The following is a 26919-nucleotide window of genomic DNA, read 5'->3' on the forward strand; positions in this document are numbered from 1 at the left end:
GAGGTCAACCGGCGCGTAGTGCCGTGTGGGCCGCGCTCACGGCCTGCTGGGTGTAACCACCGCCGAACAGGACGGTGTGCACGAGGAGCGGAAAGAGCTGGTGCAACGCGACCCGTTGCCGCCAGCCGGCCGCGAGCGGCGCGCTTTCCTGATAGGCGCCGAGAACGCGCTCCAGCTGGGGGCAGCCGAACAGCGCCAGCATCGCCAGATCGGTTTCCCGATGCCCACCGTGCGCCGCCGGATCGATCAACCAGGCGCGTCCGTCAGCGGCCCAGTGCACGTTGCCGTTCCACAGGTCACCGTGTAGCCGGGCGGGTGGTTCGGCCGGACCGGCGAGCGTGTCCAGCCGGGCACACACCTGCTCGAACACCCGCGCCCGCGCGTCGTCGAGTACTCCTTGATCGACCGCGACGCGGACGTACGGCTCGATGCGCAGGCTCGCATAGAACTCGGGCCAATCGGCTCGGGTCTCGTTGCGCATCCGGGTCCGCCCGATCCACGCATCGGCGGGGCCACCGGGAGGTGGCGCGCCGAATCCTGGCGCGCCGCTGGCATGTAGGGCGGACAGCGATCGGCCGAATTCCTCAGCGGCCGCGACGCTGGGTGCGCCCGGCGGCACGTAGTCGATCACCAGCCAGGTCTCGTCCACCCCGTGCACCATTGGCACCGGTGGGAAATCGCTGCCGGACAGCCAGCGCAGCGCGGCAGCGGCGGCGGCATGTTCGTCCGGCCCAAGGCTTTCCTTGACCACCAGTGGCGCGCCCTCGACCGGCTCGACGAGCTGACACAGCGAACTCAGCCGCCGGGTTCGCGCGGCGCGCCGCCCGGTATGACGCGCGACGGCCTCCGTAGCTGGCTCTTCGGCTAGCTCAGCCACGAGCGCGAACCCAGTCCAGCAACCCCGGCATCGCCGCCTCGATCATGCGCAGGACATCGGTGAACCCGGAAGCGCCGCCATAGTAGGGATCGGGCACCTCGGCATCCGGCGCGGAATCCGGATCGAACGAACGCAACATCCGCACTCGCTCTGGATCATCGACCTCGCGAAGCAGTGTCGCGTAATGCCCCGAGTCCATCGCCAGCAGTAGATCCGCGTCCAGGTGCGCGCGGTCGAGCTGCGCCGCCACATGCTCGGTCGGATACCCGTGCTCCGCGAGTTCCTTCGCCGCTCGCCGGTCGGCCGGTTCGCCGACATGCCACGGGCCAATGCCACAACTGGTGACCCGCACCTCGGCATCGAGCCCGGCCCTTCGCGCGTGCTCGGTGAAAATCAACGCGCCCATCGGCGAACGGCAGATGTTTCCGGTACAGACGAAGCAGATATGCACGCCGCGACGATAACCGCTCGCGCGCCACGGCCTAGACTCGCGACCAATGGACACTGCGCACGCCGGGCTGCGGCATCACGGCGATGTCGAAGCCGGCCCGGGACTGCTCGACTTCGCGGTGAACGTGGCACGCCAGCGACCACCCGGCTGGCTACGCGACCGGTTGATCGCCGCGCTCGGTGATATCGCGGGCTACCCGCGCGCCGAGCATGACGAGCGGGCACGCGCGGCGGTGGCCGCACGGCACCGGCGCGCCGTAGATGACGTGGTCCTCCTGAACGGTGCGGCCGAGGGCTTCGCGCTGCTACCCAACCTGCGGCCGCGACTCGCCGCCCTGGTGCATCCCTCCTTCACCGAGCCCGAGGCGGCGCTGCGTGCCGCCGAGGTGCCGGTCGCGCGTGTGCTGCTGGACGAGTCGGACGGGTTCCTCCTGTCCCCCGAACGGGTTCCGGAAGCGGCCGACCTGGTGGTGCTCGGCAATCCGACCAACCCCACCTCGGTACTGCATCCCGCCACGATGCTGCGCCGGCTGGCCCGGCCTGGCCGGGTACTCGTGGTGGACGAGGCCTTCGCGGACACCGTGCCCGGCGAGCCCGAATCCCTTGCCGGCCACGGCGATATCCCAGGCCTGTTGGTGCTGCGCAGCCTGACCAAAACCTGGGGGCTTGCCGGACTGCGCGCGGGCTACGCGCTTGGCGCGCCCGATCTGCTCGCCGCGCTCACCGCCCAGCGCGCCCAGTGGCCGGTCGGCACGCTCGCGGTCGAGGCGGTACTGGCGTGCAGCGAACCGGCAGCCGTCGCCGAAGCCGAAGCGCAGGCGCGCGACGGGGTAGCGCATCGCGCCGAACTGCTCGCGCGGTTGCGGGAGCTGCCCGGGTTGCGGGTGTACGAGCCAGCAGCGGCTTCCTTTGTACTGGTGCGCATTCCGGACGCGAACCGGGTGCGCGCGGAGCTACGCGCCGCCGGTATCGCGGTTCGCCGGGCGGATACCTTTCCCGGGCTGGGCCCGGATTTCCTGCGGATCAGCGTGCGTGCGCCGGCGGAAGCAGCGCCGCTGGTCACCGCGCTTCGTACGGTCATGCGATCACTGGAGGTGTTATGACGGCGGTGTCCGAGGTGGTCGCCGCGCTGGAGCGGGCCTACCCGCCGGAACTCGCGGAGTCCTGGGACGCGGTCGGGCTGGTCTGCGGTGATCCCGACGATCCGGTGCATACCGTGCTGGTCTGTGTGGATGTGACCGATCGGGTCATCGACGAGGCGATCGAACGCGATGCGCGACTGATCGTGGCGCACCATCCGCTGTTGTTGCGCGGTGTGCACACGGTGGCCGCGAGCGAGCCAAAGGGCGCGCTGATCCATCGGCTCATCCGGCAGGGCATCGCGCTGTTCTGTGCGCACACCAACGCCGACTCCGCCAACCCCGGGGTATCCGACGCGCTTGCTGGCGCGCTCGGGCTCACCGTGAAGGGCCCGCTGGTGCCCGCGGCGGACGGCGCGACCGGGCTGGGGCGAGTCGGCGAGCTACCCGCGGCCGAACCGTTCACCGGGTTCGTGCAGCGGGTAGCGGATGCCGTGCCCGGCACGACGTCCGGTGCGCGTGGTGCTGGCGATCCGAACCGCCCGATCCGCACCGTCGCGGTGTGCGGCGGCGCGGGGGACAGCTTTCTCGATGCGGCCAAACGCGCGGGCGTGGACGCCTACGTCACCGCCGATCTGCGGCACCATCCGGCCAGCGAACACCTGGAACTGGGTGGCGAGGTGCCGGCGCTTGTCGATATCCCGCACTGGGCGAGCGAATGGCCGTGGTGCGCGCAGGCGGCCGGCGTCATCCGCGAGGCACTTACGGGTACGGTCGACGTTCTCGTCTCCACGCTGCGCACCGATCCCTGGACCGTCAGGGCGGCAGGTGCGCCACACGACACCGGGAGGTCCACGTAGTGAAAGCAGAGCGAGACGTCCAGCGGCGGTTGCTCGAACTTGCCGAGGTGGATGCCGAGCTGGACCGGGTTGACCACCGGCGGCGCAATCTCGCCGAGCTGACCGAGGTTATCGAGGCGGAAAAGACCACCAACGAGCGCAAGGACGCGCAGATCGCCATCCAAACCTCGCTGGACGACCTGGAGCGCGAGACAAAACGTCAGGAAAAAGACATCGAGGCGGTGCGGGCGCGCGAGGAACGGGACCGCAAACTGCTCGAGGCCGGCGACGTATCGGCCAAGCAACTCGCCGATATCGAGCATGAACTGACCACCCTGCAGCGCAGGCAGAGCGCGCTGGAAGATGATCTGCTCGAACTGATGGAGCAGCGCGAAGCGGTCGAGAAGAACGCCGAACACGCCGCGGGCGAGCTGGCGGTCGCCGAGGAGAAGCTCGTGGATGCCCAGCGGCGCAGGGACGAGGCCGTCGCTGATCTGGACACCACCGAGGCACGGCGGCGTGCCGAGCGTACCGAGCTCGTCGGGCAGTTCCCCGCCGAGTTGCTCGATGTCTACGAGCAGCAACGCAAGCTCAAGGGCATCGGCGCGGCCCTGCTGCGTTCCCGCCGCTGCGGGGCGTGCCGGTTGGAGCTGGACCGTAGCGCGATCGCCAGGATCGCGGCCACCGCCGACGACGAGGTAGTGGACTGCGAGGAATGCGGCGCGATCCTGGTGCGAACCCCGGAGTCGGGCCTGTGACCCGTATCGATCAGGTCGCCATGGTCGATGAGGTCGCCGAGGTCATTGTCGAGGCTGATGGCGGATCGCGCGGTAACCCTGGACCGGCCGGCTACGGGGCCGTGGTCAAGGCGCTGGACGGGTCGGTGCTGGCCGAACGGCGTGGCTTTCTGGGAAAGACCACGAACAATGTCGCGGAGTATCAAGGCCTGCTCGCCGGCTTGCGGGCCGCCGCCACGTTGGGCGCGAGCACCGTGCGGGTACGGCTGGACTCCAAGCTGGTCGTGGAGCAGATGTGCGGCCGCTGGAAGATCAAGAATGAGCAGCTGCGGCCGCTGGCGATCGAGGCGCGGAATCTCGCGACACGTTTTGCTACGTTGAGTTACGAGTGGATACCACGGAAGCGCAACGCGGATGCCGACCGGTTGGCCAACGAAGCCATGGACGGCGAGCCGGATTTGACGGATCCGCCGGAATTGTTCGCGGCTGCCGAGTCCGCGGAGTCTGTCGGGGTTACCGAATCTTCCGGGGTTGCCGAGTCTTCCGGGGCGGCCGGGTCCAGTGCGTCTGCCGAGCCTGCCGAGCAGCAGGCACTGTTCACTGAGGTGCCCGCCGGTGTCACCACCAACCCGCCGGCGAACTGGACGGGCGCCACCGGGGAGCCGACCAGGATGCTGCTGCTCCGGCATGGTCAGACCGAACGCTCGGTCGCGCGCAAGTACTCCGGCCGCGACGACGTCCCGCTGACCGAGGTAGGGGCGAAACAGGCACTGCTCGCCGGCGAACGACTGGCCACAATGGATGGTGTGGCGAACGCTCCGGTGATCAGCTCGCCGCTGGAGCGGGCCACGCAGACCGCGAACGCGGTGGTGCGTGCCATCGATGGCACGCTGGCCGTGCATGACGGGTTGGTCGAGACGGATTTCGGCGCCTGGGAAGGGTTGACCTTCCCGGATGCCGCCGCGCGCGATCCGGAGGTGCACCGTCGCTGGCTCGCCGATTCGAGTGTGGTCATCCCCGGCGGGGAGAGCTTCGACCAAGTGCTCCGGCGCGTCAAGGACACCGCCGACGAGCTGATCGAGACCTATCGTGGCCGCACCATCGTGGTGGTTAGTCACGTGACACCCATCAAGCAGCTGATCCGGCTTGGGCTCAGCGCGGGCCCCGAGCTGCTCTACCGATTACATCTCGACCTCGCCGCACTATCCATTGTGGAGTTCTATCCGGATGGGAACGCCTCGGTGCGGCTGGTCAACGATTCCTCGCATCTCGGTTCCTGACCGGCCACTGGCGGGCAGCGGCGGCGAAAGTACCGGATCGGGTGGTCGGCTGACGCGGCCGTACACTGTGCACGGCGGACGAGTCGGCAGGGCGGCCGCGGCGGCGGAGTGATCCTCCCCGTCGAGGAAAGTCCGGACTCCGTAGGGCAGGGTGGTTGCTAACGGCAACCCGGGGTAACTCGCGGGAAAGTGCCACAGAAAACAGACCGCCCGCCGAGCACGCGTGTTCGGCGGGTAAGGGTGAAACGGTGGTGTAAGAGACCACCAGCATCCCGGGTGACCGGGATGGCTCGGTAAACCCCACCCGGAGCAAGGCCAAAAGGAAGTACAACTTCTGCGCGAGCGGTTGAGGGCGGCCCGTCCGATGCTCGCGGGTAGGCCGCTGGAGCCTGCCGGCAACGGTAGGCCTAGATGGATGGCCGTCCCCCGGGCGACCGCTGGTCGATCGGGGACAGGATCCGGCTTATATGCCGGCTCGTCCGCGCGAGCGCCGGACCCGGTTGACCGCTTTGGTCAACTCGCAACGATCGGTGTATTGCGTAGCGCTACGTATCAGTCATATAGCCTGATCGGGCCAAAGTTGATCACCACTAACCGGTGGATTTCAAGATTTTTTCGGCGGTGACTGTTGGCTTCGTGGTGCGGCCGTTCAGGGCATGCTCTACTAGGGCACGCAGTATCCCGCCAGTGCGTCCGGTACCCAGGGTGAACAGATGGTGAGCGAGTGGGTGAGGTGCATTGCACGTTACGGAGAACGAGTGTTTTTGGCGTCACCGCGGCCATGTCGAAAGGCTGCCAACCGACTGCCAACCCGGCCCGGAACCGACGTAATGTGCTGAGGGGCACGGCGTCCCCTTTCACACAAAGCGCTGTGACCACTACCCCTGGTAGCTACGAACATGCTGTACTCAATAACGACAACCAGCGGTGGCGCGACGGTGCGCGGCCGATGGTCCTGAACGCTCCTCGTATGTATGGAGTATCGGATGGGGAGTTGGAGATGACTGCCAGATGAACGCCTTCGCCCTCGAGGTTCTTGCCCAGGACGGGCTCAGTACGGGCGGTGTCCGCACCTGGATTCTGGACAACGCCGTGCCGCTGCTGTTGCTCGCGGTCGCGCTGCTGCTGTTGTGGATGGGTGGCGGCAAGGGTGACAACGCCGGCGTCATGCGCAGGCTCGGCGGTGTCGTCGTCGCCCTGGCGATCATCGGCCTCGCGGTGACCAATGCCGGCCCACAGATCGGCCAGTGGCTGGCCGGTCTGTTCAGCGGCTGACCACCCGGTGACCTGGCTCAGGTGATCCAGCTTTGCGGATACGCACCGATGACGAGGTCTACCGGGTCGACGCCGTATGGCTCGGCCCGCCGAAGGCCACGTTCCCCTGGCGCGCGCGCTACGTAGCGTGGGGCGTCGGGATACCTGTTTTCCTGATCGTGTTGACCATCGAGCGCCAGCTCGGTTTCGGCTTCGGATTCTTCACCACTGCGTGGGCTTTCGTGATCACCATCGCGCTGACCAGAATTATCTGTGCACGCATCAGTCATGAGCGACCACTCAGCGCGGTGTTCGCCATGTGGTTACGGGAGTTGACCACGCCAAGAGAACGCGGCAGCGGTACCGGTGGAGCCGCCAGCGCGACCCGAGTCCGGGTCAACGCTGAGCGGCCGCGCCCGCGCGCCAGGGGCAAGCGAGCCCCGAGGAGCGGCGGACGCGACGGCGGGTACGGCGGCACGCCAAGACCCGGCGCCCGGCGGCGCGCCTCGGCCACCGGACCAGGCGGACCCTATCCCGCGCGGAGTACCCCGAGCGGGCGCAAACCCGGTGGTCGAAGCCGAAGTGGTGTCGTGCCAAGGCAGTCAATGGCAGCACACGCGTTCGAGGAAGGCAGGTAGGCGGTGTCCCGAAAAGGGCGCGCGCGGCGCAGCCGCGAAGCTCGTGAGCAGGATCTGCTCGCGGGCGCTGGGGACGGTAGCCATTCCCATGCCGCCGAGGTGCGGTCAGCGAAGGCCGACCGCAAGTCCAGCGGAAACCGCCGCAACCGCAGGCTGCCTGGCGAGCAGACGATTCCGCAGTACACCCCGTCGATCGCGGCACGCAGTATCGACGGCCATCTGCTGCGCACCGGCACCGAGGTGTACGCCTGGTACCGGCTCGGTCCGCAGCGCTGGTCGTTCCGGTCGGACTCGCAGCGCCGCGACCTGGTCGCGGCCATCGCGGGCCAGTACGCCGAACTGCAAGGCCGCTGGATGCACCTGCGGGTGACCGCGCGCCCCTATCCGATTCGGATGTGGGCCGAGGCGCATGTGCACAACGCGATCGGCCGCCTGCCGGACGCGCCGGGCGCGTTGTCCTTCGATGATTACCTGGTTGGTGAACAGCAGCAGCTGCTCGGGCGCTCGATGGCCGAGAAGGAGGTCTATCTCGGTGTCCAGGTACAAACCCGGCGAGTGATGGACCGGGCGGTGGAGCGGGCCGCGCCAGTACTGCGCAAGATCTTCCCGGAAGCCGTGGACGCGGAGCTGTCCGCACTGGACTCTGAGGTCGAGCACCTTGACCAGATCATCGGTAGCGCCGGGCTGGACGGCCGGCCGGCCACGGCCGAGGAAATGTCCTGGCTGATGCACCGCTCCTGCTCGCTCGGGCTACCCGCGCCACGTAACCTGCCGGCCGTACCGGGCGCGGCCTGGGAGCCGGAAGACCTGGCCAGTTTCACTGACGCGGCCGATTTCTACCACGAACCCTATGCGCCGACCGTCACCGTGCGCGGGCGCACCGGTTCGAACGCCGGCGTCTCCCGCAGCGTCGCGGTGCTGACCGTGGGCCAGATGCACGGGCTACAGATCCCGGAGATCGACGATCCCTGGGTGCAACACGCGGACCGGCTACCGAGTTCGGTGGAGTGGTCCGCGCGGATCTATGTGCGCAAACCGGAGGAAGTGCACGGCGAGCTGCAACGCCAGATGAACAAGGTGCGTTCGCAGGTCAAGCACTACACCGACGAGCATGGCCTGGAACCACCACAGTCGCTCGAACGGCAGGCCTCGCGCGTGCTGGAAATCGACGACGAGATGACCTCGGGATTCACCGCGCTGGCCACGCGGGTGCGGTCCTGGTGGCGGATGGCCGTTTCGGCGCCAACCGAGCGCGAAGCGCTGCGGCTTGCCCAGCAGCTTCTCGACCTGTACAAGCCGAAGATCGCGATCGAGCATCCGGAGGCACAGTACGGCCTGGCGCGCGAGTTCATTCCGGGTGAACCGCTTGCCTCCGGTGCTTACCTGCGGCGCGGCTCGGTGGTCTGGGCGGCGTCCTCGGTGCCGACCGCCACGGCCGAGGTCGGTGACCGGCGCGGTGTGCTGCTCGGTGAGACCTGCACCGCGACCCGGCGCCCAGTGGCCTGGGACCCGTGGATGGCTCAGGAGATCAGGGATGGCTCCGGGCTGACCGCGATGGTCGCCGGGCTGGGTGGCGGTAAGTCCTTCCTCGGCGGCGGGCTGGTTTACAAGGCACTGCGGGCCGGGGCCTACTGGACGGTGCTCGACCCGTCCGGGCCACTCGCCCGACTGTGCGATCTGCCGGAACTGCGGCCGTTCGCACGTCCGATCAACCTGCTCAACGCGGAACCGGGCATTCTGAACCCGTACCGGGTGGTACCCGAACCGCGGGTTGAGCACTTCATGGACGAGGACGATCCGGAACGCGCCTGGCGCAGGGAGAAGGCGCTGGTCGGGGCGACCAGGCGGCGGCTGGTGCTGGACGTGCTGACCGGTGTGCTGCCGTACGAGGTCGCGCGGTTGCCGCAGACCAGGATCGTGCTGCTGCGCGCGGTCCGCGCGGTGGGCGGTCGCGCCGATGCCGACCCCGGGCAGGTTTTCGAGGCGCTGCGCAGGGACGCCAGCGAGCATCACGAGCACGCCGTGATCGTGGCCGACTTCCTGGACGAGATGCGCGAGCGGATGTCGCTGCTGATCCCCGAACGCGGCGCCGACCCGTACTCCGAATCGCGCGACGACCGGCTGACGGTGTTGACCATGGCTGGGCTGACGCTGCCGAAGGACGGGGTGGGCAGGGAACACTGGACCGACGCCGAGGCACTCGGCGTGGAGATGCTGAACCTGGCCGCGTGGCTGACCCAGCGTTCCGTATACGAGAAGCCGAAGGATCTGCGCAAGGGCGTGTGGATTGATGAGGCGTTCTTCCTTTCCGAGGTGCCGACCGGTCGGGTGCTGATGAACCGGTTCGCGCGAGACTCGCGAAAGTGGAACGTGCGGGTGCTGCTTTCCTCGCAGATTCCCGCGGACTTCCTCAAGATCCAAGGGTTTGTCTCGTTGCTCGACTCGGTGTTCGTCGGGCGGCTGGATGACGAGGACGCCCAGTCCGACGCCCTGCGCCTGCTGAAGGTGCCGGTTGGGGTCGGCTATGAGCAGGTGGTGGCCAGCCTCGGCAGGCGGCCGGGGCCACAACGGGGCGCGGTCGAGCGGGACAGGGAGCCGCGCCAGTTCATCTTCGCCGACGGTGCCGGTGGTGTGGAGCGCATCCGCGCCGACTTCTCCGGTGAACACCTCGAACATCTGCGGGGAGTGCTGGACACCACCCCGGATGCCCTGCGGGATTCGATCTTCCCGCCGCGCGGGCCAGCCGACGAGGACGCGCCAGCCGCGCTGGAGCCGGCAGAGACCGAACCGGACGACGTCGAGCAGTCCGGCGCCGTCGGCGAACTCGACCTTGGTTTCGATACCTCGACCGCGCGGCCGAAACGGCGGGCGGAGCCGCCGGCAGCGGGGCAAGGGGAGAGCGCGGAAGCTACGCAAGAAGGGGAGCCCAGCAGGCAGAGCGAGAACGGCTGGGGCTACCACCCTGCTCCCCGTGGTTCCTATGTGGACGACACGGACTTCGAATTGGCCGCCGAGCTGGAAATGGGGCTGACCGAGGAACAGGTGGCCAACGGTCAGGACGAGATCGGAAACGGATACGGGTCGGAACCTGCCGCGGACCGGGCCGTCGGTCATGCCGCCGGCAAGGACAGGGAAGACGCGGCATGGGTGTCCTGACAACCATCACGCTGCTGGCGGTGGTCGCCGTCGTGCTGCGCAGGGCAGCGCGACGGCGGGCGAAACCCAGCGTGCACCGCGCACGATCCGCACGCCGCCCGGTGCTGCTGCTGATCATCGGCATCATCGGGACCCAACTGACCCTCGCGCCGCCGGCCGTCGCACAGGATTGCGCTGAGGCGCCGAATCCGGAACGCCCAGGTACCGGTCTGGTTGGCGCGCTCGATCCGGCCGAAGGCAACGGCGAGGACGGATCCGCCTATATCGATTACGGCTATGCCGGCATGGTCTGGCATGTCTACGACGACAGCTGCATGCTGGCCTCGAGTATCACCGACCCCAGTTCCACGATGGACACCTGGGCCGGGAACCAGCTTTTCAACGTAGCCAAGACGATCGTCGGTGCTACGAACTCGCTGCACTACACCGTGATGGAGGGCGGGTTGCTGAACCCGCTCTACGATGCCGTCGCCAGTGGCGCCGAGAAGGTGTACAGCAACGTCTTCATGCAGTTGTTCGGCATCGCCGCGCTGCTACTCGCGCTGCTCCTGTTCCGGCATATCTGGCGGGGTAATCTCCCCGCGATCAGTCGAAAGACCCTGTTTGCCCTTGCCGGCCTGTGGTTGGCTGCGTCCTCGTTCACACTGCTGCGTTACTACGACGAGATCGACCGCGCGATCGTGCAGGGCACGACGAATATCCAGGCGGGGTTCGTCGAGGACTCCAACGACCGGTTGACCAGAGATATCCTACCCACGAACCTGCACAACAGGGTTGTCTACGACAACTGGCTGCGTGGCGAGTTCGGCGCGCCGGACGCGCCGCAGGCCGAGGAGCACGGGCGCGACCTGCTGGACGCGCAGGCCTATACCTGGGCCGAGGTGCGCAACGGCGACGACGCCGACCAGGCGGTAATGGACGGTAAGAAAGAGGACTACAAGCAGATCGCCGGCCAGCTAGGGCCCGCGACCGGGTATTTCACCGGTGAGGACGGCAGCAGAACCGGCGCGGGCTTCCTCGCCATGTTCCAGTCCTTTGTGTACTCGCTGTTCCAGCTGTTCGCGAAGGCCGTGGTGCTGTTCGCCCAAGTGATGGTGCGGCTGCTGACCTTGGCCGCGCCGCTGATCGGCCTTGTCGCGTTGCTGCATCACGACATTCTGCGCAAGGTCGGCCGGATCGCCGGGGCGGTGGTGCTCAACCTTGTGGTGCTTTCCGTGCTCGCTGGTATCCACGCATTGTTGCTACAGGCAATCTTCGCCGCGTCCGGGGCGCTGTCGCTGCTCACCCAGATGGCGCTGGCGGCGATCGTGACGATCGTATTCTTCATGGTTGGCCGACCGATGCGCCGAATGTGGCAGATGGTGGAGCTGTCCGTCGGGGCGATGGGCTCGGCCTTGCCTAATGCGGGCCAGGGCTTGTTCTCCCGGTTCCGCAGGCGGGGTAAGGATTCCGCGCCCACACCGCAGGACGAGTTCTGGAACGGTGTGCGCGGCAGTGATGACACCGAGCAGGCCAGCGGTCCTGCTGGCCGGGGTCGGCGCGTGCGCCCGGAGGCAAGCAACCCGGTGACGGTCAGCGCCCAGCGAATGGATGACACGACGGGCCGGCCGCTGCGTCCGGACGGCCGGGCCACGGTACTGCCGAACACCGGGACCTATGGTGCCGCGGCGCTGCCGGCGGCCGGTCGACATCGGGCGGCCGCGGACCATCTGGTGCCGGGCACCGCGCAGAGCGGTGAAACCGGAGCGACGGTCAACCGGGTGAGCCAGCCGAGCCGTCGAGTGGACACGGTCCCGGTGTCCGATCGCAGCTGGGACCGCGATGACGATCCGGTCATCGTGCCGTCCAGACTCGCCGCCGAGGCACCCGCGCAGCCGGTACGTGACGGGCAGGTTCCGGCCTACGCGAACGCGAGCCCGGACCGGCCGGTCGCGGCAGCCGCGCCGTCGACGCCGACGCCGAGGGCCGAGCCGGCCATGCAGCCCCGGCCGCCACGGGTGCCGATGCGCAGGGCTGATCCGGAAGTCGTCGCCGGGCGGCCGGCAACAGTGGTGTACCGGCCGTCTCGTGGCCTGGAAGTGCGCGATGAGCGCGATACCGACGCGATCATGCGATAGAGCGAGGGAGTGCCGTGCCGATTCGAACCAGCCGCGGGCGCGCTGCCGTATACCGGCGGTTGTGGGGGTGGCCGTTGCGCTCGCCCGCGCATCTGGTCGGCATGGTGGTTCTGGTGCTCGCCCTGATCACCGCGATCGGCATACTCGTCCCCCGGCTGGTTGGCGGCGATTCGACCGGGCCGGGCGCGGGGGACCCGAACCAGCCCGCGTATGTCTATTCCTCGCCGGAGGATTCCGCGTCGGGTAGCGGCCAGCCGGCTGGTTCAGGAAGCCCGCAGCCAACCCGATTGACGGGTCCACTCGAGACGCCGCAGAAGGCGCCGCCGAACCCGAAGGCATTGCAGACGGCGAAGAACTGGGCGGATGCCTGGGTGCAGCATAGGGACGGCATGACCAACAGGGAGTGGCTGGACGGGTTGCGCCCGTACACCACCCAGGAGTATCTGCCCGTGATGTCCAGTGTGGACCCGAGGAACCTGCCGGCGAACCGGATTACCGGTGAACCGGAGGCGGTCGAGTCCTACACCAGTTCGGCTGAGGTCGATGTGCCAACCGACGGCCCGGTACTGCGCATCTCCGTCGTGCAGACCGGCCAGGGTTGGCGTGTCGCCGGGTACGAGGAGGGGTCGTGATATGCGGCGCGGCGTCGGCCTTGGCATCATCATCGTCGCACTCTGCGGAGTCGTGCTCGCGGTTGGCGCGTTCACCACGATCATCGCCGCGAGCAATGCGGGCGGGCAAACCTCGGACATGTCCTGCGAGGCCGTGGTTGGTCCAACGGACCCGGGACAGCCGGGCGCCGGGGCGCAGGATGCCGCGCAGCTCGATCCGGAACAGCGGGAAATCGTCTCGCTGATCGTCTCGATAGGTAAGGAGCGGGAACTTTCCCCGCGTGCCTGGCAGGTGGCCATTCAGGCCGGGATGACCGAATCAGGTCTGCGCAATCTGAACTACGGTGACCGCGACTCGCTCGGCATCTTCCAGATGCGCCCCTCGATGGGCTGGGGCACGGTCGCGCAGGTCACCGATCCGCCCTATCAGGTCAACAAGTTCTATGACGTTCTGGAGGAGCTGCCCGACTGGAAGTCGATGCGGCCGGGCGATGCCGCGCAGGCCGTGGAGCGTTCGGCCTTCCCTGATCGGTACCACGAGTGGGAGCCGATGGCCGTGCACCTGCTCGGCAATATCGGGGATATCGAGGACCCGGCCGGTTGCGGCCCTGGCGCGGGTAACCGGCTACCGGCACCAACCGAGGCGGCCGGCGCGGCGATCGAGTTCGCGCTGCGCGAGCAGGGCAAGCCCTATGTGTGGGGCGCTACCGGTCCGGACTCCTACGACTGCTCCGGGCTGTTGCTGCGTGCCTACGAGGCCGCGGGCGTCACGATCCCGCGGGTGTCCCGTGATCAGTTCAACGGCGGGGCGATGTTGCCGGTGAAGGAAGCGCAACCTGGTGATCTGGTGTTCTGGGCCAGCGACACGTCGAACCCCGCGACGATTCACCACGTCGCGATGTACCTGGGGAACGGCAAGATCGTCGAGGCTCAGCAGTCTGGGGTCCCGGTGCACACCAGGGACTTCAACTGGGATGAGGACGGGCTGATGGCCGAGGCGGTTCGGCCGGGTGTGTGAGCAGCGAGTCAAGGTCGGGTTGAGGTGAGTGTCGTGCGCAGGAAACGTGCCAAGGCGGCGGAGCCGAGTGCGCTCAGTGAGCAGATGCCGGAACCAAGTAGGTATGCCTCGGCGCCGTTACCGCGGCCGGCTGGCCCGCCTGCGTCCAGTACGCCGCTGCGAGATTACCTGTCGGTCACCACGATTGGCGTGAGCGACGGTTACGCGGTGCTGCCCCGTTCGCTGGTGGAGTCCATGCCGCTGCCCTGGCAGCAGCAGATGGCGCACCTGCTTGCCCAGTTTCACCAGACACACCAGCATCTGTCCTGGCCGACCTATCGGGTGGTGCCGTCCCGCTACGAACGGTTGGTGGATCTCGACGAGGACCAGCTCGCCGAAGTCGGCTGTATGGTTGAGATTGATACCGACGGCGAGCTCGTCTACCGCGAACGAGGTGGTCGCCGGATCGACGAACCGGAGAACACCATGGTGCTGGTTTCCTGCCTGGACCCGATTCCCAGCGAGCACGCGAACGCCACAGATCGGACTCCGCCGAGTGGTATTCCGCAGCCGCAGCAGGCGCCGGGTATGCCGGGCGGGCAGGCGCCGGGAGTGGGGCGGTGAGCAGCGATGAGCCTGTTTGGGCGGCGGTCGAAGTCCGCTGAGCCCGACCTCAACTGGTACTACTGCGTGCGCCACGCTCGGCCGGAGCGTGGTGATCAGCTGTGCAAGGCGATCGATCGGCTTGGCCCATATCCGGACGAGGAGACCGCGTGGCACGCGCTGGAGATCGCGAAGGCACGCACCGAAGTCGAGGACGCCAGGGACGCCGCGGAGGCCGACGATACCGAGCAGCCCGGTACCGCTGGAGGTAACCACTGGAACCGGCCGGAAGGGCGGGACTGGTCCTGACGACCCCGCTGCCCGCCGAGGCGCGGGATTGGACGGTAGCCGAGCGCACGCTGGCTGAACGGTTATTCGCCGGGCACTGCGTCGTGGTGAACGTGCGTAAGGCCGGGCCGCATCGGCGGCTGGTGCCCTGGCTGGTCGCGGCTGGGCTGCTGCGCTACGTCGGCCACGCGGGTAATCGACATGCCTGGCCGGAATCGGACTTCGCCAACCCGTTCGTACGCGAGGCGCGCACGGACCGCGCGGCCATGCTCACGCGCTACCGCGCCTATCTCGCCGGACAACCGGCACTACTCGACCGGTTGCGCGCCGGCGAGTTCGCCGGGCTGGCGCTGGGTTGTTGGTGCGCACCCGAACCGTGCCATGCGGAGATCCTCGCCGAGTACACCGAGCATCGCCAACCTTAAAGAACGCGATTACGGAATGTCGCCGAGCCCGCCGCGCTCGGCGATCCCGCGCTGGCGCTGAACCACGACACGAAGGGCAGCACGGTGAACCTGGTCGGCGAGGCTGCCGGCACGGCTGAAATGCTGTCCGTGGATCCGCTGTCGACCTGGAGAAAGATCATGCCGAAGGCCGTGACCCTCGTTCGCACCGACTCGCTGTCCGATGTGGCGCAGTACGCGTATGCCGCGACCGCGCCCGCGGATGCCCGGCTGGTGTTCCTGGCAGGGTCGTGTCCGCTCAACGACGACGGCACTACTTATGGCGTGGGCGACTTCGCCGCGCAGGCAGCGAAGTGCATCGAGAACATGAAAGCGGCGCTGGCGGCGGCGGACGCGACACTCACCGATGTGATCAGCACCCGCGTGCTGGTCGCCTCAGCTGAGCAGGCGGATCTGGTCGCTGCCTGGGAAGTTGTCCGTGATGCCTTTGGCGATCATGACGCGCCAAGCACCCTGCTTGGCGTCGCGGCGCTCGGTTACGACAACCAGCTCGTAGAGATCGAAGCGACCGCGGCAGTTCTCGACTGATCGTCGACGTCCGTCTCAACCTAGACGAGGAGGTGCGGTGAACCTGGTCGACGAGCTTGGCGCGACTGTTCCGGTGCCGGATACGCCACGGCGGGTGGTCAGCCTGGTTCCCTCGCTGACCGAGGCCGTGGCCACCAGCGCGCCGGAAATCCTGGTTGGCGCGACGGACTACTGCACGCATCCGGAAGGGCTGGCGGTAGCCAGGGTCGGCGGCTCGAAGTACCCGAAGGTAGCCACGGTGCTGGCGGCCGAGCCCGACCTGGTGATCGCCAATGCCGAGGAGAACCGGCCGGATGAGGTCGCCGAACTGCGCGCGGCCGGGGTGCCGGTGTGGGTCACCGCGGCACCGGGGACCGTACCGGCTGGCATCGAATCCGTGCGCCGAGTACTGGTCGAGGTGCTCGGGCTGGCCGAGCCCGACTGGGTGGCCAGGGCCAGCCAGCTGTGGCGGGATCCGCTGCCGATCCGGGCCCGCGCGGTGGTTCCGGTGTGGCGCAAGCCGTGGGTCGTGCTCGGCAGGGACACCTTCGCCGGTGACGTCCTGCGCCGGCTCGGTATCGCCAATGCCTACGGCGAGCATGCGGATCGATACCCGCGTCCGAAGATCGCGGAGTTGCGCGAGCGGTTCGACACCGGCGAGGCGGACCTGCTCGTATTGCCGGACGAGCCCTACGAGTTCACCAAGGACGACGGGCCAGACTGGTTTCCCGGGGTCCACTACGCACTGGTTTGTGGGCGCTATCTGACCTGGTATGGACCATCCCTTGTGGCCGCGCACCAGGCATTGCGCACGGCACTGGCTGGTTAGCGGCTCTCTGCCGTGCGGGTGCAGGTCAGTAGCCAGCCTCGATCGGTGATCTCTTGCGTGCTCAACTGCCAATCGTGCTCGGCGAATAGCGCGCGCAGCCGGTCCTTGGACAGTTCGCGGTAATCGATCCAGTTGACGATCAGTGTGTTGCTCGGCGGCCTGGTCCGCAGCAGGGCGGTGAGCTTTCGGGTCTGCCGCTCGCGGCGGCGTCGGCGAATGGCGGCCGGCGTACCGATCCGCACCACGAGTCCGATCAGCGCGATCACCGCGACGGACGGTACGAGCAGCCAGATCGCCAACTCCCGCAATACCGCCTCATTCATGATGCGTGCCTTCCGTGAGGCGGAAGCGGAGCAAGCCCATCCCGTTGCGCCGATACACGTCGACGTACTGGTAGCCGTCGAGTTCGGCGGCCTCGCGAATCATCTCCACGGATAGCGGGTAGGCCGTTGCGGGGCTGATCTCCGCCAGTCGCCCCTCGCCCGCGGCCTTCGCCAGGTCCTTGCGCAGCCGTTCGACCGCGCGACGAGGTCCCTGCAGCAGGGTCAGTACGGCGCTGCTGAGCATGAACAACGCCATCGCCGCGAACAGTGCGGCGATGACGACGAACACGACTGCTGACACCTCGGCGCCCCTCGCTCGGCGCGTCGGCGACGCGCGATCGACCCTGGCTTTAGGCGAATCATAGCCAGCAAACCGGGCGTCAGCAGCGTGTCGTGATCAGGCCGGCTGCGGTTGATCCGAGCCATCCCGATCCGCGGCGGCCGCCGCCAGGTCCGCCTGCCGCACCCTACGCAGCATGACCGCGGCGAGTACGGCGGCGATTGTCATGATCACCGCGCCGGTGAGCACGGTCATTCGCAACCCCGCGGCGAAAGCCTGATCCGCGACGTCCAGTAGCGGGCCAGCCAGCTCGCCCGGCAGCGTGCCGGCGACCTCCTGCGCGGCGCCCCGCGTGTCGCCAGCCGCCTGGACCGCGGCGTCGGGAACCGCACCGGGCGCATCGTCCAGAACTTGCGTTCGGTACACGGCCGTGCCGACACTGCCGAGGACCGCCATCCCAAGTGCCCCACCGAACTCCGCGCCGGTTTCGGACAGCGCGGAAGCCGAACCCGCGCGCTCCGGCGGCGCCGTCCCAATGATCATGTCATTGGCCAGCGCGGTCACCGCGCCGATCCCGCCGACCATGACCGCGCTCAACCCGATCAGCTGCACCAGCCCGGTATCGGCCGTCACCGTCGTCAGCAGGGCCATGCCCACCGCCGCGGTGGCAAGGCCGCCAGCCACCACGAAGCCTGGCCGCACGCGGCGCACGATCAACATGGCGGCGGTGATTCCGATTGGCATGGCAAGGAAACCGGGCAGTGAAGCCAGCGCGGCCGTAAGCGGTCGGAAACCAAGAACGAGTTGCACGAACTGGGCGCTGTAGAGCATCACGCCGAACATCGCGAACATCGTCAACGTATTGGCCAGCAAGGCGGCGCTGAACGGGCGGGCGCGGAACAGGTCGAGATCGATCAACGGCGCGCGACCGCGTCGTTGCCTTCGTAGGAAGAACGCGCCAACGACGACACCAAGAGCGAGCGCGGCCACGGCCGCCCAGCTGAGGCCGTATTCGGCGATCTCCTTGATGCCGTAGATCGCCGGCAGGATCGCCGCCAGCGACAGCACGGCGCTGATCAGGTCGAATCCCGTCGCGTTCGGATCGCGGTATTCGGGAAGCAACATGGGGGCCAGTACCACGAGCAGTACCATCACCGGCACGTTCAGCAGGAACACCGAGCCCCACCAGAACTGTTCGAGCAATACCCCGCCGATGATCGGGCCAAGCGCGCCTCCACCCGCGAAGCCGGCGGTCCAGATCCCGACCGCGGTCCTGCGTTGACCCGCGTCGGTGAACATCGCCCTGATCAGCGCGAGCGTGGAAGGCGCAAGGGTGGCGCCACCAATGCCGAGGAGCGCCCGTGCGGCGATCAGCAGTTCGGGGCTGGGGGAGTAGGCGGCCAGCACGGAAGCACCGCCGAAGACGATCGCCCCGAAGATCAGCAGCTTGCGCCGTCCGACGCGATCGCCGAGCGAGCCCATGGTGATCAGCAAGCCGGCCAGCAGGAAGCCGTAGATATCCAAAATCCACAGCATCTCGGTACCGGTTGGGCGGAGATCCGCGCTCACGAACGGCATCGCGAACAGGAGCACGGACATATCCATGGACACCAGGAGCGCAGGCAGGACCAGGACGGCGAGGCCGATCCACTGTCTGACTCCGGCGGTGGGGCGCGGCCCAGCTGATTGCGGCTGGACTGGTGGGCGATTGGTCATGGCGGTAACCATACACATGTCTTATACATTTGTGTAGGACACTTGTTTAAGACATGTGTATGGAACACTTGTATGAAAGTTCGCTAGGATCGCCTCGTGGGACACCGCGAGGATTTGTTGGCAGGGGCCAAACGCTGTCTGTACGAGCGGGGGTATGCGCACACCACCGCACGCGACATCGTCGCCGCGTCCGGGACCAATCTCGCGTCGATCGGCTATCACTTCGGGTCGAAGGACGCGTTGCTGGTCGAGGCGCTACTCGAGGCCTTCGACGAGTGGAACGCGAAGATTGGCGAGATCGCCTTCGCAGCGGATCTGTCGGCGCCTGATATCTACGCGCAGCTGGAGCAGGCATGGACGCGCATCTTCGAGTTGTTCGCCGAACAGCGGCCGCTGATGGTCGCCAACGTCGAGGCGATGGCGCAGGCCGCACACAGCCCGCAGGTGCGCGAGGCCCTGGCGGAAAGCTACCGCTCGGTGCGGGAAACGTTTGGCGCCCGGTTTGCCGAGTCCCTTGGCGGGCTCGTCGACGAACGCACCGCCAAGGCACTCATCGGCTACCAGACCGCCCTCGGGGACGGGATGATGCTGCAGTGGCTGTTCGATCCGGAAGGCGGGCCCAGTGCCACCGATATCGCCCTTGCCACTCGGGCGATTGTCGGCATCTACGCCGGCCAGCTCGGATCGCGCGCCGAGTGAGCACGCTCCGTCCTCAGTGGAAGGTGTGTTCGGGTGCGGGGAATCGGCCGTTGCGCACATCCTCGGCGTAACTGCTCGCGGCGGTAAGCAGGGTGTCCGCGAGATTCGCGTAGCGACGGACGAACCGAGGCCCCTTGCCGCGCCGTAGCCCGGCCATGTCTTGCCAGACAAGGACTTGCGCGTCGCAGGCCGCACCGGCCCCGATGCCGATGGTGGGAATGCTCAGCTCCGCGGTGACCCGTTTGGCCGCCTCGGCCGGCACCATCTCGAGCACCACCGCGAAGGCGCCCGCCCGTTCCAACGCGACCGCGTCGGCGAGTAGTTCATCCGCCGCGTCACCGCGCCCCTGCACCCGGTAGCCGCCGAGGCTGTGCTCGCTCTGCGGGGTGAACCCGATATGTCCCATCACCGGAACCCCCGCCCCGGTAAGCGCTTCGACATGTGGCGCGAATCGCTGGCCGCCCTCGAGTTTCACCGCATGCGCGCGGCCTTCCTTCATGAACCGCACGGCGGTGGTCAGCGCCTGTTCCGGCGAGATCTGATAAGACCCGAATGGCAGGTCGCCGACCACCAAGGCCCTGCGGGTGGCCCCGCTGACCGCGCGCACCAGCGGCAGCAGTTCGTCCACGGTGACCGGGAGCGAGGTGTCGTACCCGAACACGTTGTTCGCGGCCGAGTCACCGACGAGCAACACCGGGATTCCGGCTTCGTCGAACAGCTCGGCCGTGTACATGTCATAACTGGTCAGCATCGGCCACGGGGTACCGCGCTCCTTGAGCTCGCGCAGGTGGTGAATTCTTACCCGTTTGGCTGGTTTATCGGCTGCCGCCGGGCCGTTGCCGTACGGCGCGGTCGTTTCCTGGTTTGCCGCTGATTCCATGGACATCGCTGTCGACCATCCTTTCCTCGAGGCCCTGCAGTGGGTCCCCGGGCAGTGCGGATTGGGTCCATTCAGCGTGGCACCACGCGGCTCGGTTGGCACGCCCGCTGCGACGAGCTTCACAGCTGAGCAGACGGACTCAGCCGTTGCCCTCCCGCCAACCGCTGGTGATCGGCAGCCGGCGATCCCTGCCGAAGGCACGGAAGGTGATCTTGGTTCCCGGCGGGTACTGCCGACGCTTGTACTCCGCGTTGTCGACCAGCCGCAGTACCCGGTCCACCAGTTGATGGTCATAGCCAGCACGCAGCAGCTCGGCGTAGCCCCGGTTACCTTCGACGTAGTCGTCGAGTACCTCGTCGAGCACGTCATAGGACGGCAACGAGTCACTGTCCCGCTGGTCCGGGCGCAGTTCCGCGGAAGGCTCCTTGTTGATCGAGTTCTCCGGGATCGGGGGCGTCTCGCCGCGCTTTTCCGCCTCGGCGTTGCGCCACCTCGCCAACCGCCACACCAGCGTTTTGGGCACATCTTTGATGGGTGCGAAGCCCCCTACCGCATCGCCGTAGATCGTCGAGTACCCGACCGCGAGTTCCGTCTTGTTCCCAGGAGCCAGCACCAGATGGCCATCCTTGTTGGACAGTGCCATGAGCAGCACCCCCCGGCAGCGGGCCTGCACGTTCTCCTCGGCCAGTCCAGAAAGCTCGAGCTGATCGACGAAAACGCGCACCATGTCCTCGATCGGCTGCACCCGGAAATGGCATCCCAACCGCTTGGCAAGCTCTGTCGCGTCATCGCGGGAATGCGCCGAGGAATAGGTGGACGGCATGGACACGCCGTAGACCGCATCCGGTCCGAGCGCGTCCACGGCGAGCGCCGCGGTCAGCGCGGAGTCGATACCGCCGGAGAAGCCGAAGCTCACCGAGCGGAAACGGTTCTTGTGCGCGTAGTCCCGTAGCCCGGTCACCAGCGCGCCCCACACCTCCGCTTCATCGGTGAGCGGTTCGGCGATCGGCGCGTCGGCAAGCGGTTCGTAGCCAGGCAGCGCCGCGTCGGTGAGTACCTTGCGGTGCACGGTGAATCCGGCCACCGCGCCCTCGGTTCGCGCGGCGCCACCGGGTAGCTCCAGATCCTTGACCAGCAGGTGTTCCACGAACTGCGGCGCGCGGCCAAGTAGTTCGCCGTCCGCGCCCACCAGTAGCGAATCACCGTCGAAGACGAGCTCGTCCTGACCGCCGTACAGATTGGTGTAGGCCAGCGGCGCATTCGCCTCCCGCGCCCGCCGTGCGACCAACGGCAGTCGCTGATCGTCCTTGTTGCGCTCATAGGGCGAGGCGTTCGGCGCGATGATGAGATCCACGCCCGCCGCGCCGAGTGCCGCGACCGGACCACCGTCCTGCCACAGGTCCTCGCAGATCACCATGCCGATCTCGAGTCCGTGCAGCCGGATGATGTCCAGCGAGTCGCCTGGCTTGAAGTAGCGTCGCTCGTCGAAGACCCCGTAGTTCGGCAGGTGATGTTTGAACTGGGTGGCGGCGACCGTGCCCCGGTGCAGCACCGCGACCGCGTTACGCGGGCCGACCTCGTCGGCCTCCAGGTAGCCGACCACCACGGCCAGCTCGCCACAGCCGGCCTCGGCCAGACGCTCGGCGAGGCCCGTCAGCTCCACCTTGGACGCGGCGGCGAAGGAGTCGCGCAGCACCAGATCTTCCACCGGATAGCCAGTGAGCACCAGCTCGCCGAACAGCGCAAGATGCGCGCCAGCCTGCGCCGCCTTGCGGGACCAGTCGACGATCAGCGTCGCGTTTCCGGTCAGGTCACCGACGCAGGGATTGACTTGGGCAAGGGCGATGCGCAGCTGAGGCATACGCGCATTGTCTCGCATCGTTGTGCTGGCCGGCGCGGCGATGCGGCGCGAAACACGGTGGCTACACGACATGTTCACGGTAGGGGTGGCAAGATCGTGCCGTGGCTCGATTCTCGCGCGTATTGCCGATGGTGTCCCTGCTTGCCGTCGCGGGTCTGCTCGCTGCCTGCGCTGGGGACGATTCGGGTGATCAAGAAGGCGCCCAGCAGGAGGTCACCGAGCAGCAGGGGCCGGCAGGTGCGGTCCCCGAGGGCCTTGACGAGTTCTACGGCCAGTCGCTGACCTGGCAGGACTGCGAGGATTACGCCACCTCGGACACCGCGAGCATGGCGTTCAACGTCACGGGTATCGAATGCACCCGGCTGACCGTGCCCCTCGACTACGCGAAACCAGACGGCGAGACGATCACGATCGGGGTACTTCGGCACAAGGCGGACGATCAGCAGCGGCGGATCGGTTCGCTGATCATGAACCCGGGTGGACCCGGTGCCGCCGGGATGCCGGCGGCCGCGCAGACCGCGTCCAGCGCCACCGACTCGCCGCTGAGTAAGCGGTTCGACTTCGTTGGGTTCGATCCACGTGGCGTCGGCGCGAGCGAACCGCAGATCAGCTGCCTCACCGGCGAGGAACGCGACGCGGAGCGGGCCGAGGACGACGAGGCGGACACCTCGCCGGCCGGCGTGCGCAAGCAGGAGGAGGATCAGCGGGCGTTCGCGGAGAAGTGCGCCGAACGCACCGAGCATGGCGAGCAGATGTTGGCCAACATGGGCACCAGGGACGTCGTCAAGGATATGGACGTGCTGCGTTCGGCCCTCGGCGATGAGCAGCTCAGCTACGTCGGCTACTCCTATGGCACCCGGATCGGCAGCGTCTACGCGGAGACCTTTCCGGACAATGTGCGAGCGCTGGTTCTCGACGGCGCGCTAGACCCGAATCAGGACCCGACCGATGAACTGGTCGCCCAGGGCGAAGGCTTCCAGCAGGCCTTCGGGCAGTTCGCCGACTGGTGCGCGAAGCGGCAGGACTGCGCGCTCGGACAGCAAGCCGACCAGGCGACCGAGAAGTTCCAGGAACTCGTGCAACCGTTGATCGAGCGCCCGGTCGAGGTCGGCGACGGCCGCAAGCTGTCCTTTGACGACGCGACGACCGCGGCCGCGCAGGCGATGTACTCCGAGCAGCTCTGGGAGCCGTTGAACTCCGGGCTCAACGAGTTGAACCGTAACCGCGGCGCCGCGCTGATGCAGCTGGCCGACCTGTACAACGAGCGCAACAAGGACGGTAGCTACGCCACCACTCAGGACGCGTTCACCGCGGTTCGGTGCGTGGACGACGAGCCGGTCACCGATCGGCAGGAGTTGCTGGCCACCGAACGCAAGTACAAGGAGGTCGCGCCGTTCCTGGACAACGGTCAGCCCGCCGGTGGCGTCCGGGACGCCTGTGCCTTCTGGCCGGTGCCGAACACCGACCAGCCGAGCACACCCGAGGTGCCTGATCTGCCGCAGACGTTGGTGGTGTCCACCACGAACGACCCGGCGACCCCGTACGAGGCAGGCGGCAAACTCGCCGATGCGCTCGGTGGCTCGCTACTCACCTTCGAAGGCAATCAGCACACGGTGTTCCTGCAGGGCAACCAGTGCGTGGACAAGATCGGCGCGGACTACCTGATCGATCTGAAGGTTCCCTCCGAAGGCCAGCGCTGCTCGTAAGCCAGGGCTGTTCGTAGACCGAGCGCCACACCCAACCCGGCTATGCCGGCGCGTTCACCGTGACCGGCTCGTTGAACTTGGCAAGGGATAGTTCGATCATGCGGGCGCCGGAGCCCTTGGTCGCGGGCGGCAGTTGGAACCATGCCCGTACCGGTTCCTTCGCGGCGCTGTCCGCCAACCAGAACTTGACCTCGATGGTCTCCTGGGATTCTTGATCTTCCTCGACTGCCTGGTCGTCTGTTTGATCATCCGCTGGTGCGGTGTCCTCGATGCCGGGGATCGTCGCCTCGGCGTGCTCCTTGCTGAGCTTGCCCCCGACGCGGATCGTCTCCTGCCCTTCGATGGTTTCCCTGCCCTCGGTCCTGGCCTGGTCCACCCGACGCAGCAGGTTGCTCACGCCGCGCCGTTCGTCGAGCAGGATCGCTGGGTCGTAGACGCTGGTGACCGTCGTGGCCGGTGCTTCGGTCAGGTCTCCCGCCGGGTTCCGCAGGTACACGGTGTCGCCGGTGAGCACGTAGTCCAGCTTGACCAGCTGGTCGGACCGCTGGACCTGGGCGCTGCCCTTCGCGTCCACCTGTCCCGTCGGCGTCCTGGTCAGCGCGCCATCCGCGGACTGCACGGTGATACCGGGCAGCTGGCCGTTCACCGAGACGCTGAACTGCGCGCTCTGCAGGCGCTGGCTCGTCTCCGCGGCCTTGCCGAGCAGGCGCGTCGGTTCCGGGAGAGGTCCGCTCGCATCAGGCTCGCTGCCGCAGCCGGCGAGTAACCCTGCCGTGGTGACGGCGGCGAACAGGACGCGAGCCCTCGGGAAGGTGGCCATGCGCCGATGGTAAAGGCGCGATCGGCTGGATCCGCGGGCGGCGTCGGCGGGTAACTGGCCAACCTTCGCGCGCCGGGTAACACCTCGGTAACCAGTTCGGCATAGCATGCCCGCATGGATCGTCAGCGGGAATTCGTGTTGCGCACGTTGGAAGAGCGGGATATTCGCTTCGTTCGACTGTGGTTCACCGACGTGCTCGGGTTCCTCAAATCGGTCGCCGTCGCGCCAGCGGAGTTGGAAGGTGCCTTCTCCGAGGGGATCGGCTTCGACGGTTCGGCGATCGAGGGCTTCGCCAGGGTGTACGAGTCGGACATGGTGGCCAAGCCGGATCCGTCCACCTTCCAGGTGCTGCCGTGGGAAAACCCGGAAGGGGACCACTACTCGGCGCGAATGTTCTGCGATATCGCGATGCCGGATGGTTCGCCATCCTGGGCCGACCCGAGGCATGTGCTGCGGCGCACGCTGTCCAAGGCGGGTGAGTCCGGGTTCACCTGCTACGTGCATCCCGAGATCGAGTTCTTCCTACTGGCGAACATGCCGACGGATGGTTCCGAGCCAGAGCCAGCGGATAACGGCGGGTACTTCGACCAGGCCAGCCACGCCACCGCCACGCATTTCCGCCGGCACGCCATCGAGGCGCTCGAGGCTATGGGGATCTCGGTCGAGTTCAGTCACCACGAGGGCGCGCCGGGCCAGCAGGAGATCGACCTGCGCTACGCGGACGCGCTCACCATGGCGGACAACGTGATGACGTTCCGGTATGTGGTCAAGGAAGTCGCACTGACCCAGGACGTGCGCGCGACCTTCATGCCGAAGCCGTTCACCGAGCAGGCTGGTTCCGGTATGCACACGCATCTGAGCCTGTTCGAAGGTGACCGCAATGCCTTCTACGACGCGCAGGATCCGTACGAGCTCTCCGAGGTTGGCAAGGCGTTCGTTGCCGGCTTGCTCAAGCACGCACGGGAGATCACCGCGGTAACCAACCAATGGGTGAACTCATACAAGCGGCTGATCGTCGGCGGTGAAGCCCCCACCACGGTGTGCTGGGGGCACGCGAACCGCTCCGCGCTCGTGCGGGTGCCGATGTACTCGCCGGGCAAGGCCGCCTCGCGCCGGGTGGAGCTGCGCAGCCTCGACTCGGCGTGTAATCCGTACCTTGCCTACGCCGTGGTACTCGCCGCCGGGCTGAAGGGCGTGCAGGAAGGCTATGAGCTGCCGCCCGCGGCCGAGGACAACGTGTGGTCGCTGACCGATGCGGAACGCCGCGCGGCTGGGTACGCGAACCTGCCGCAGAACCTTGGCGAGGCACTGGCCGAGTTGGAGCGTTCCGAGTTGCTTCCTGAGGTGCTCGGGGAGCACGTGTACGACTTCTTTCTGCGCAACAAGCGTCGGGAGTGGGATGCCTACCGGCGCAGCGTGACGCCGTACGAACTGCGAACATTGCTGCCGATGCTGTGATCATCGCAGGTCAGCGCTCCGATGGCGGATTAAGTACCCCCCGGTTTCAGCGGGTCTGACCGAGCATGATTAACTTCTATCCATCGCACGGAACACCGAACGCGACCGGGCCGAGAGCCTGGGGGCGGGTGAACGAAGAGCGAATCTGGGATACACTAGATGAGCAGTCTTCAGCCGGGACGAAGCGAGTTGACCTCGCCGAACGGACCGGGTAAAGTTGTGCGACGGTCACTGCGGTGAACCGGACCCCCCGAGAAGCTCCCGAGTTTCCAGGTGTTAGGGTTTTCCGCGGTACAAAATAAAGTTAAGACCAAGAACTACTCACTTCAGAATTCGTAGTTTCGATTCTGTGTGCGTGTGTTGTTTGAGAACTCAACAGTGTGCTGACGTTTGTTTTGTTTGTGAGCTAGTTGTTTGTGTGCCCTTATTTGTTGAGGGTTTCTTTGAGTG

Annotated in this window: 26 protein-coding genes and 1 other RNA gene; 19 read left to right on the plus strand and 8 right to left on the minus strand. The window is 67.2% G+C overall.

Annotation, left to right across the window (positions count from 1 at the left end; genetic code table 11):
- Nucleotides 1-4: 4 nt before the first annotated feature.
- Together EV191_RS21305 and EV191_RS21310 are read right to left on the minus strand one after the other, a co-directional pair.
- The gene (locus EV191_RS21305) at nucleotides 5-877 is read right to left on the minus strand and encodes a fructosamine kinase family protein (protein ID WP_132878901.1); all 873 of its coding nucleotides are present in this window, start codon (nucleotides 875-877) and stop codon (nucleotides 5-7) included.
- Entirely contained in the window at nucleotides 870-1328 is a 459-nt protein-coding gene (locus tag EV191_RS21310) for a low molecular weight protein-tyrosine-phosphatase (protein WP_132878902.1), read from the minus strand. Before EV191_RS21310 ends, EV191_RS21305 begins: the two co-directional genes overlap by 8 nt.
- 46 nt (nucleotides 1329-1374) lie before the next feature.
- On the opposite strand from EV191_RS21310, the gene cobC reads away from it, so the two are divergent.
- The 16 genes from cobC to EV191_RS21390 all read left to right on the plus strand — a co-directional run bounded on the left by cobC (nucleotide 1375) and on the right by EV191_RS21390 (nucleotide 16726).
- Nucleotides 1375-2430, plus strand: coding sequence for an Rv2231c family histidinol phosphate aminotransferase CobC (cobC, locus tag EV191_RS21315; protein ID WP_132878903.1), 1056 nt, complete (start codon nucleotides 1375-1377; stop codon nucleotides 2428-2430).
- The gene (locus EV191_RS21320; RefSeq protein WP_132878904.1) at nucleotides 2427-3266 is read left to right on the plus strand and encodes a Nif3-like dinuclear metal center hexameric protein; all 840 of its coding nucleotides are present in this window, start codon (nucleotides 2427-2429) and stop codon (nucleotides 3264-3266) included. The genes cobC and EV191_RS21320 overlap by 4 nt, the downstream gene beginning before the upstream one ends.
- Entirely contained in the window at nucleotides 3266-4003 is a 738-nt protein-coding gene (locus EV191_RS21325; RefSeq protein ID WP_132878905.1) for a zinc ribbon domain-containing protein, read from the plus strand. The genes EV191_RS21320 and EV191_RS21325 overlap by 1 nt, the downstream gene beginning before the upstream one ends.
- A gap of 20 nt (nucleotides 4004-4023) precedes the next feature.
- The gene (locus tag EV191_RS21330) at nucleotides 4024-5262 is read left to right on the plus strand and encodes a bifunctional RNase H/acid phosphatase (protein ID WP_132878942.1); all 1239 of its coding nucleotides are present in this window, start codon (nucleotides 4024-4026) and stop codon (nucleotides 5260-5262) included.
- 79 nt (nucleotides 5263-5341) lie between these two features.
- Nucleotides 5342-5744, plus strand: an RNA gene (gene rnpB, locus EV191_RS21335) — RNase P RNA component class A.
- A 529-nt stretch (nucleotides 5745-6273) separates the two neighbouring features.
- Complete coding sequence (locus tag EV191_RS21340; protein WP_132878906.1) at nucleotides 6274-6537, plus strand: hypothetical protein; 264 nt, start codon at nucleotides 6274-6276, stop codon at nucleotides 6535-6537.
- A gap of 32 nt (nucleotides 6538-6569) precedes the next feature.
- Nucleotides 6570-7154, plus strand: a complete 585-nt coding sequence (locus EV191_RS21345) for a hypothetical protein (RefSeq protein ID WP_243659110.1) — start codon at nucleotides 6570-6572, stop codon at nucleotides 7152-7154.
- A gap of 99 nt (nucleotides 7155-7253) precedes the next feature.
- Nucleotides 7254-10310, plus strand: coding sequence for an ATP-binding protein (locus EV191_RS21350; protein ID WP_243659117.1), 3057 nt, complete (start codon nucleotides 7254-7256; stop codon nucleotides 10308-10310).
- A complete protein-coding gene (locus EV191_RS21355) occupies nucleotides 10298-12427 on the plus strand; it encodes a magnesium transporter (RefSeq protein WP_132878907.1) in 2130 nt (709 codons plus the stop codon). The genes EV191_RS21350 and EV191_RS21355 overlap by 13 nt, the downstream gene beginning before the upstream one ends.
- Nucleotides 12428-12441: 14 nt before the next feature.
- Entirely contained in the window at nucleotides 12442-13059 is a 618-nt protein-coding gene (locus EV191_RS21360) for a hypothetical protein (protein ID WP_132878908.1), read from the plus strand.
- Nucleotide 13060: 1 nt separating this feature from the next.
- Entirely contained in the window at nucleotides 13061-14056 is a 996-nt protein-coding gene (locus tag EV191_RS21365; protein WP_132878909.1) for a C40 family peptidase, read from the plus strand.
- Nucleotides 14057-14089: 33 nt separating this feature from the next.
- Nucleotides 14090-14659, plus strand: a complete 570-nt coding sequence (locus tag EV191_RS21370) for a hypothetical protein (protein WP_341539632.1) — start codon at nucleotides 14090-14092, stop codon at nucleotides 14657-14659.
- 6 nt (nucleotides 14660-14665) lie between these two features.
- Nucleotides 14666-14947, plus strand: a complete 282-nt coding sequence (locus EV191_RS21375; RefSeq protein WP_132878910.1) for a hypothetical protein — start codon at nucleotides 14666-14668, stop codon at nucleotides 14945-14947.
- On the plus strand, nucleotides 14938-15351 hold the full coding sequence (locus tag EV191_RS21380) for a DUF4326 domain-containing protein (RefSeq protein WP_132878911.1): 414 nt from the start codon (nucleotides 14938-14940) through the stop codon (nucleotides 15349-15351). The genes EV191_RS21375 and EV191_RS21380 overlap by 10 nt, the downstream gene beginning before the upstream one ends.
- Nucleotides 15352-15510: 159 nt before the next feature.
- On the plus strand, nucleotides 15511-15918 hold the full coding sequence (locus EV191_RS21385; RefSeq protein WP_132878912.1) for a RidA family protein: 408 nt from the start codon (nucleotides 15511-15513) through the stop codon (nucleotides 15916-15918).
- 43 nt (nucleotides 15919-15961) lie between these two features.
- A complete protein-coding gene (locus EV191_RS21390) occupies nucleotides 15962-16726 on the plus strand; it encodes a helical backbone metal receptor (protein WP_132878945.1) in 765 nt (254 codons plus the stop codon).
- Here EV191_RS21390 and EV191_RS21395 read toward each other — a convergent pair.
- The 3 genes from EV191_RS21395 to EV191_RS21405 form a co-directional block, all read right to left on the minus strand.
- On the minus strand, nucleotides 16723-17049 hold the full coding sequence (locus EV191_RS21395; protein ID WP_132878913.1) for a hypothetical protein: 327 nt from the start codon (nucleotides 17047-17049) through the stop codon (nucleotides 16723-16725). The two genes, EV191_RS21390 and EV191_RS21395, sit on opposite strands and share 4 nt — an antisense overlap.
- The gene (locus EV191_RS21400; RefSeq protein ID WP_132878914.1) at nucleotides 17042-17350 is read right to left on the minus strand and encodes a hypothetical protein; all 309 of its coding nucleotides are present in this window, start codon (nucleotides 17348-17350) and stop codon (nucleotides 17042-17044) included. Before EV191_RS21400 ends, EV191_RS21395 begins: the two co-directional genes overlap by 8 nt.
- 96 nt (nucleotides 17351-17446) lie before the next feature.
- Nucleotides 17447-19045: an MFS transporter gene (locus tag EV191_RS21405; RefSeq protein WP_132878915.1), complete on the minus strand. Its 1599-nt coding sequence runs from the start codon at nucleotides 19043-19045 to the stop codon at nucleotides 17447-17449.
- Nucleotides 19046-19141: 96 nt separating this feature from the next.
- Between EV191_RS21405 and EV191_RS21410 the strand changes: the two genes are divergently transcribed.
- Nucleotides 19142-19744 (plus strand): TetR/AcrR family transcriptional regulator, encoded by a 603-nt coding sequence (locus EV191_RS21410; RefSeq protein WP_132878916.1) that lies wholly within the window; start codon nucleotides 19142-19144, stop codon nucleotides 19742-19744.
- 13 nt (nucleotides 19745-19757) lie between these two features.
- On the opposite strand, the gene panB is transcribed toward EV191_RS21410, so the two are convergent.
- The gene (gene panB, locus EV191_RS21415; RefSeq protein WP_132878917.1) at nucleotides 19758-20630 is read right to left on the minus strand and encodes a 3-methyl-2-oxobutanoate hydroxymethyltransferase; all 873 of its coding nucleotides are present in this window, start codon (nucleotides 20628-20630) and stop codon (nucleotides 19758-19760) included.
- Nucleotides 20631-20763: 133 nt separating this feature from the next.
- A complete protein-coding gene (locus EV191_RS21420; protein ID WP_132878918.1) occupies nucleotides 20764-22485 on the minus strand; it encodes an NAD+ synthase in 1722 nt (573 codons plus the stop codon).
- A 128-nt stretch (nucleotides 22486-22613) separates the two neighbouring features.
- Here EV191_RS21420 and EV191_RS21425 point away from each other — a divergent pair, with 128 nt between their 5' ends.
- Nucleotides 22614-24191, plus strand: a complete 1578-nt coding sequence (locus tag EV191_RS21425; protein ID WP_132878946.1) for an alpha/beta hydrolase — start codon at nucleotides 22614-22616, stop codon at nucleotides 24189-24191.
- A 40-nt stretch (nucleotides 24192-24231) separates the two neighbouring features.
- Here the strand turns inward: EV191_RS21425 and EV191_RS21430 are convergent, their stop codons facing one another.
- A complete protein-coding gene (locus tag EV191_RS21430; RefSeq protein WP_165913039.1) occupies nucleotides 24232-25011 on the minus strand; it encodes an LppX_LprAFG lipoprotein in 780 nt (259 codons plus the stop codon).
- 114 nt (nucleotides 25012-25125) lie between these two features.
- Between EV191_RS21430 and glnA the strand changes: the two genes are divergently transcribed.
- Nucleotides 25126-26469, plus strand: coding sequence for a type I glutamate--ammonia ligase (gene glnA / locus EV191_RS21435; RefSeq protein WP_132878920.1), 1344 nt, complete (start codon nucleotides 25126-25128; stop codon nucleotides 26467-26469).
- The last annotated feature ends 450 nt before the right edge of the window (nucleotides 26470-26919 follow it).

Origin of the sequence: Tamaricihabitans halophyticus (assembly GCF_004340875.1) — a bacterium.
Lineage (GTDB): Bacteria > Actinomycetota > Actinomycetes > Mycobacteriales > Pseudonocardiaceae > Tamaricihabitans > Tamaricihabitans halophyticus.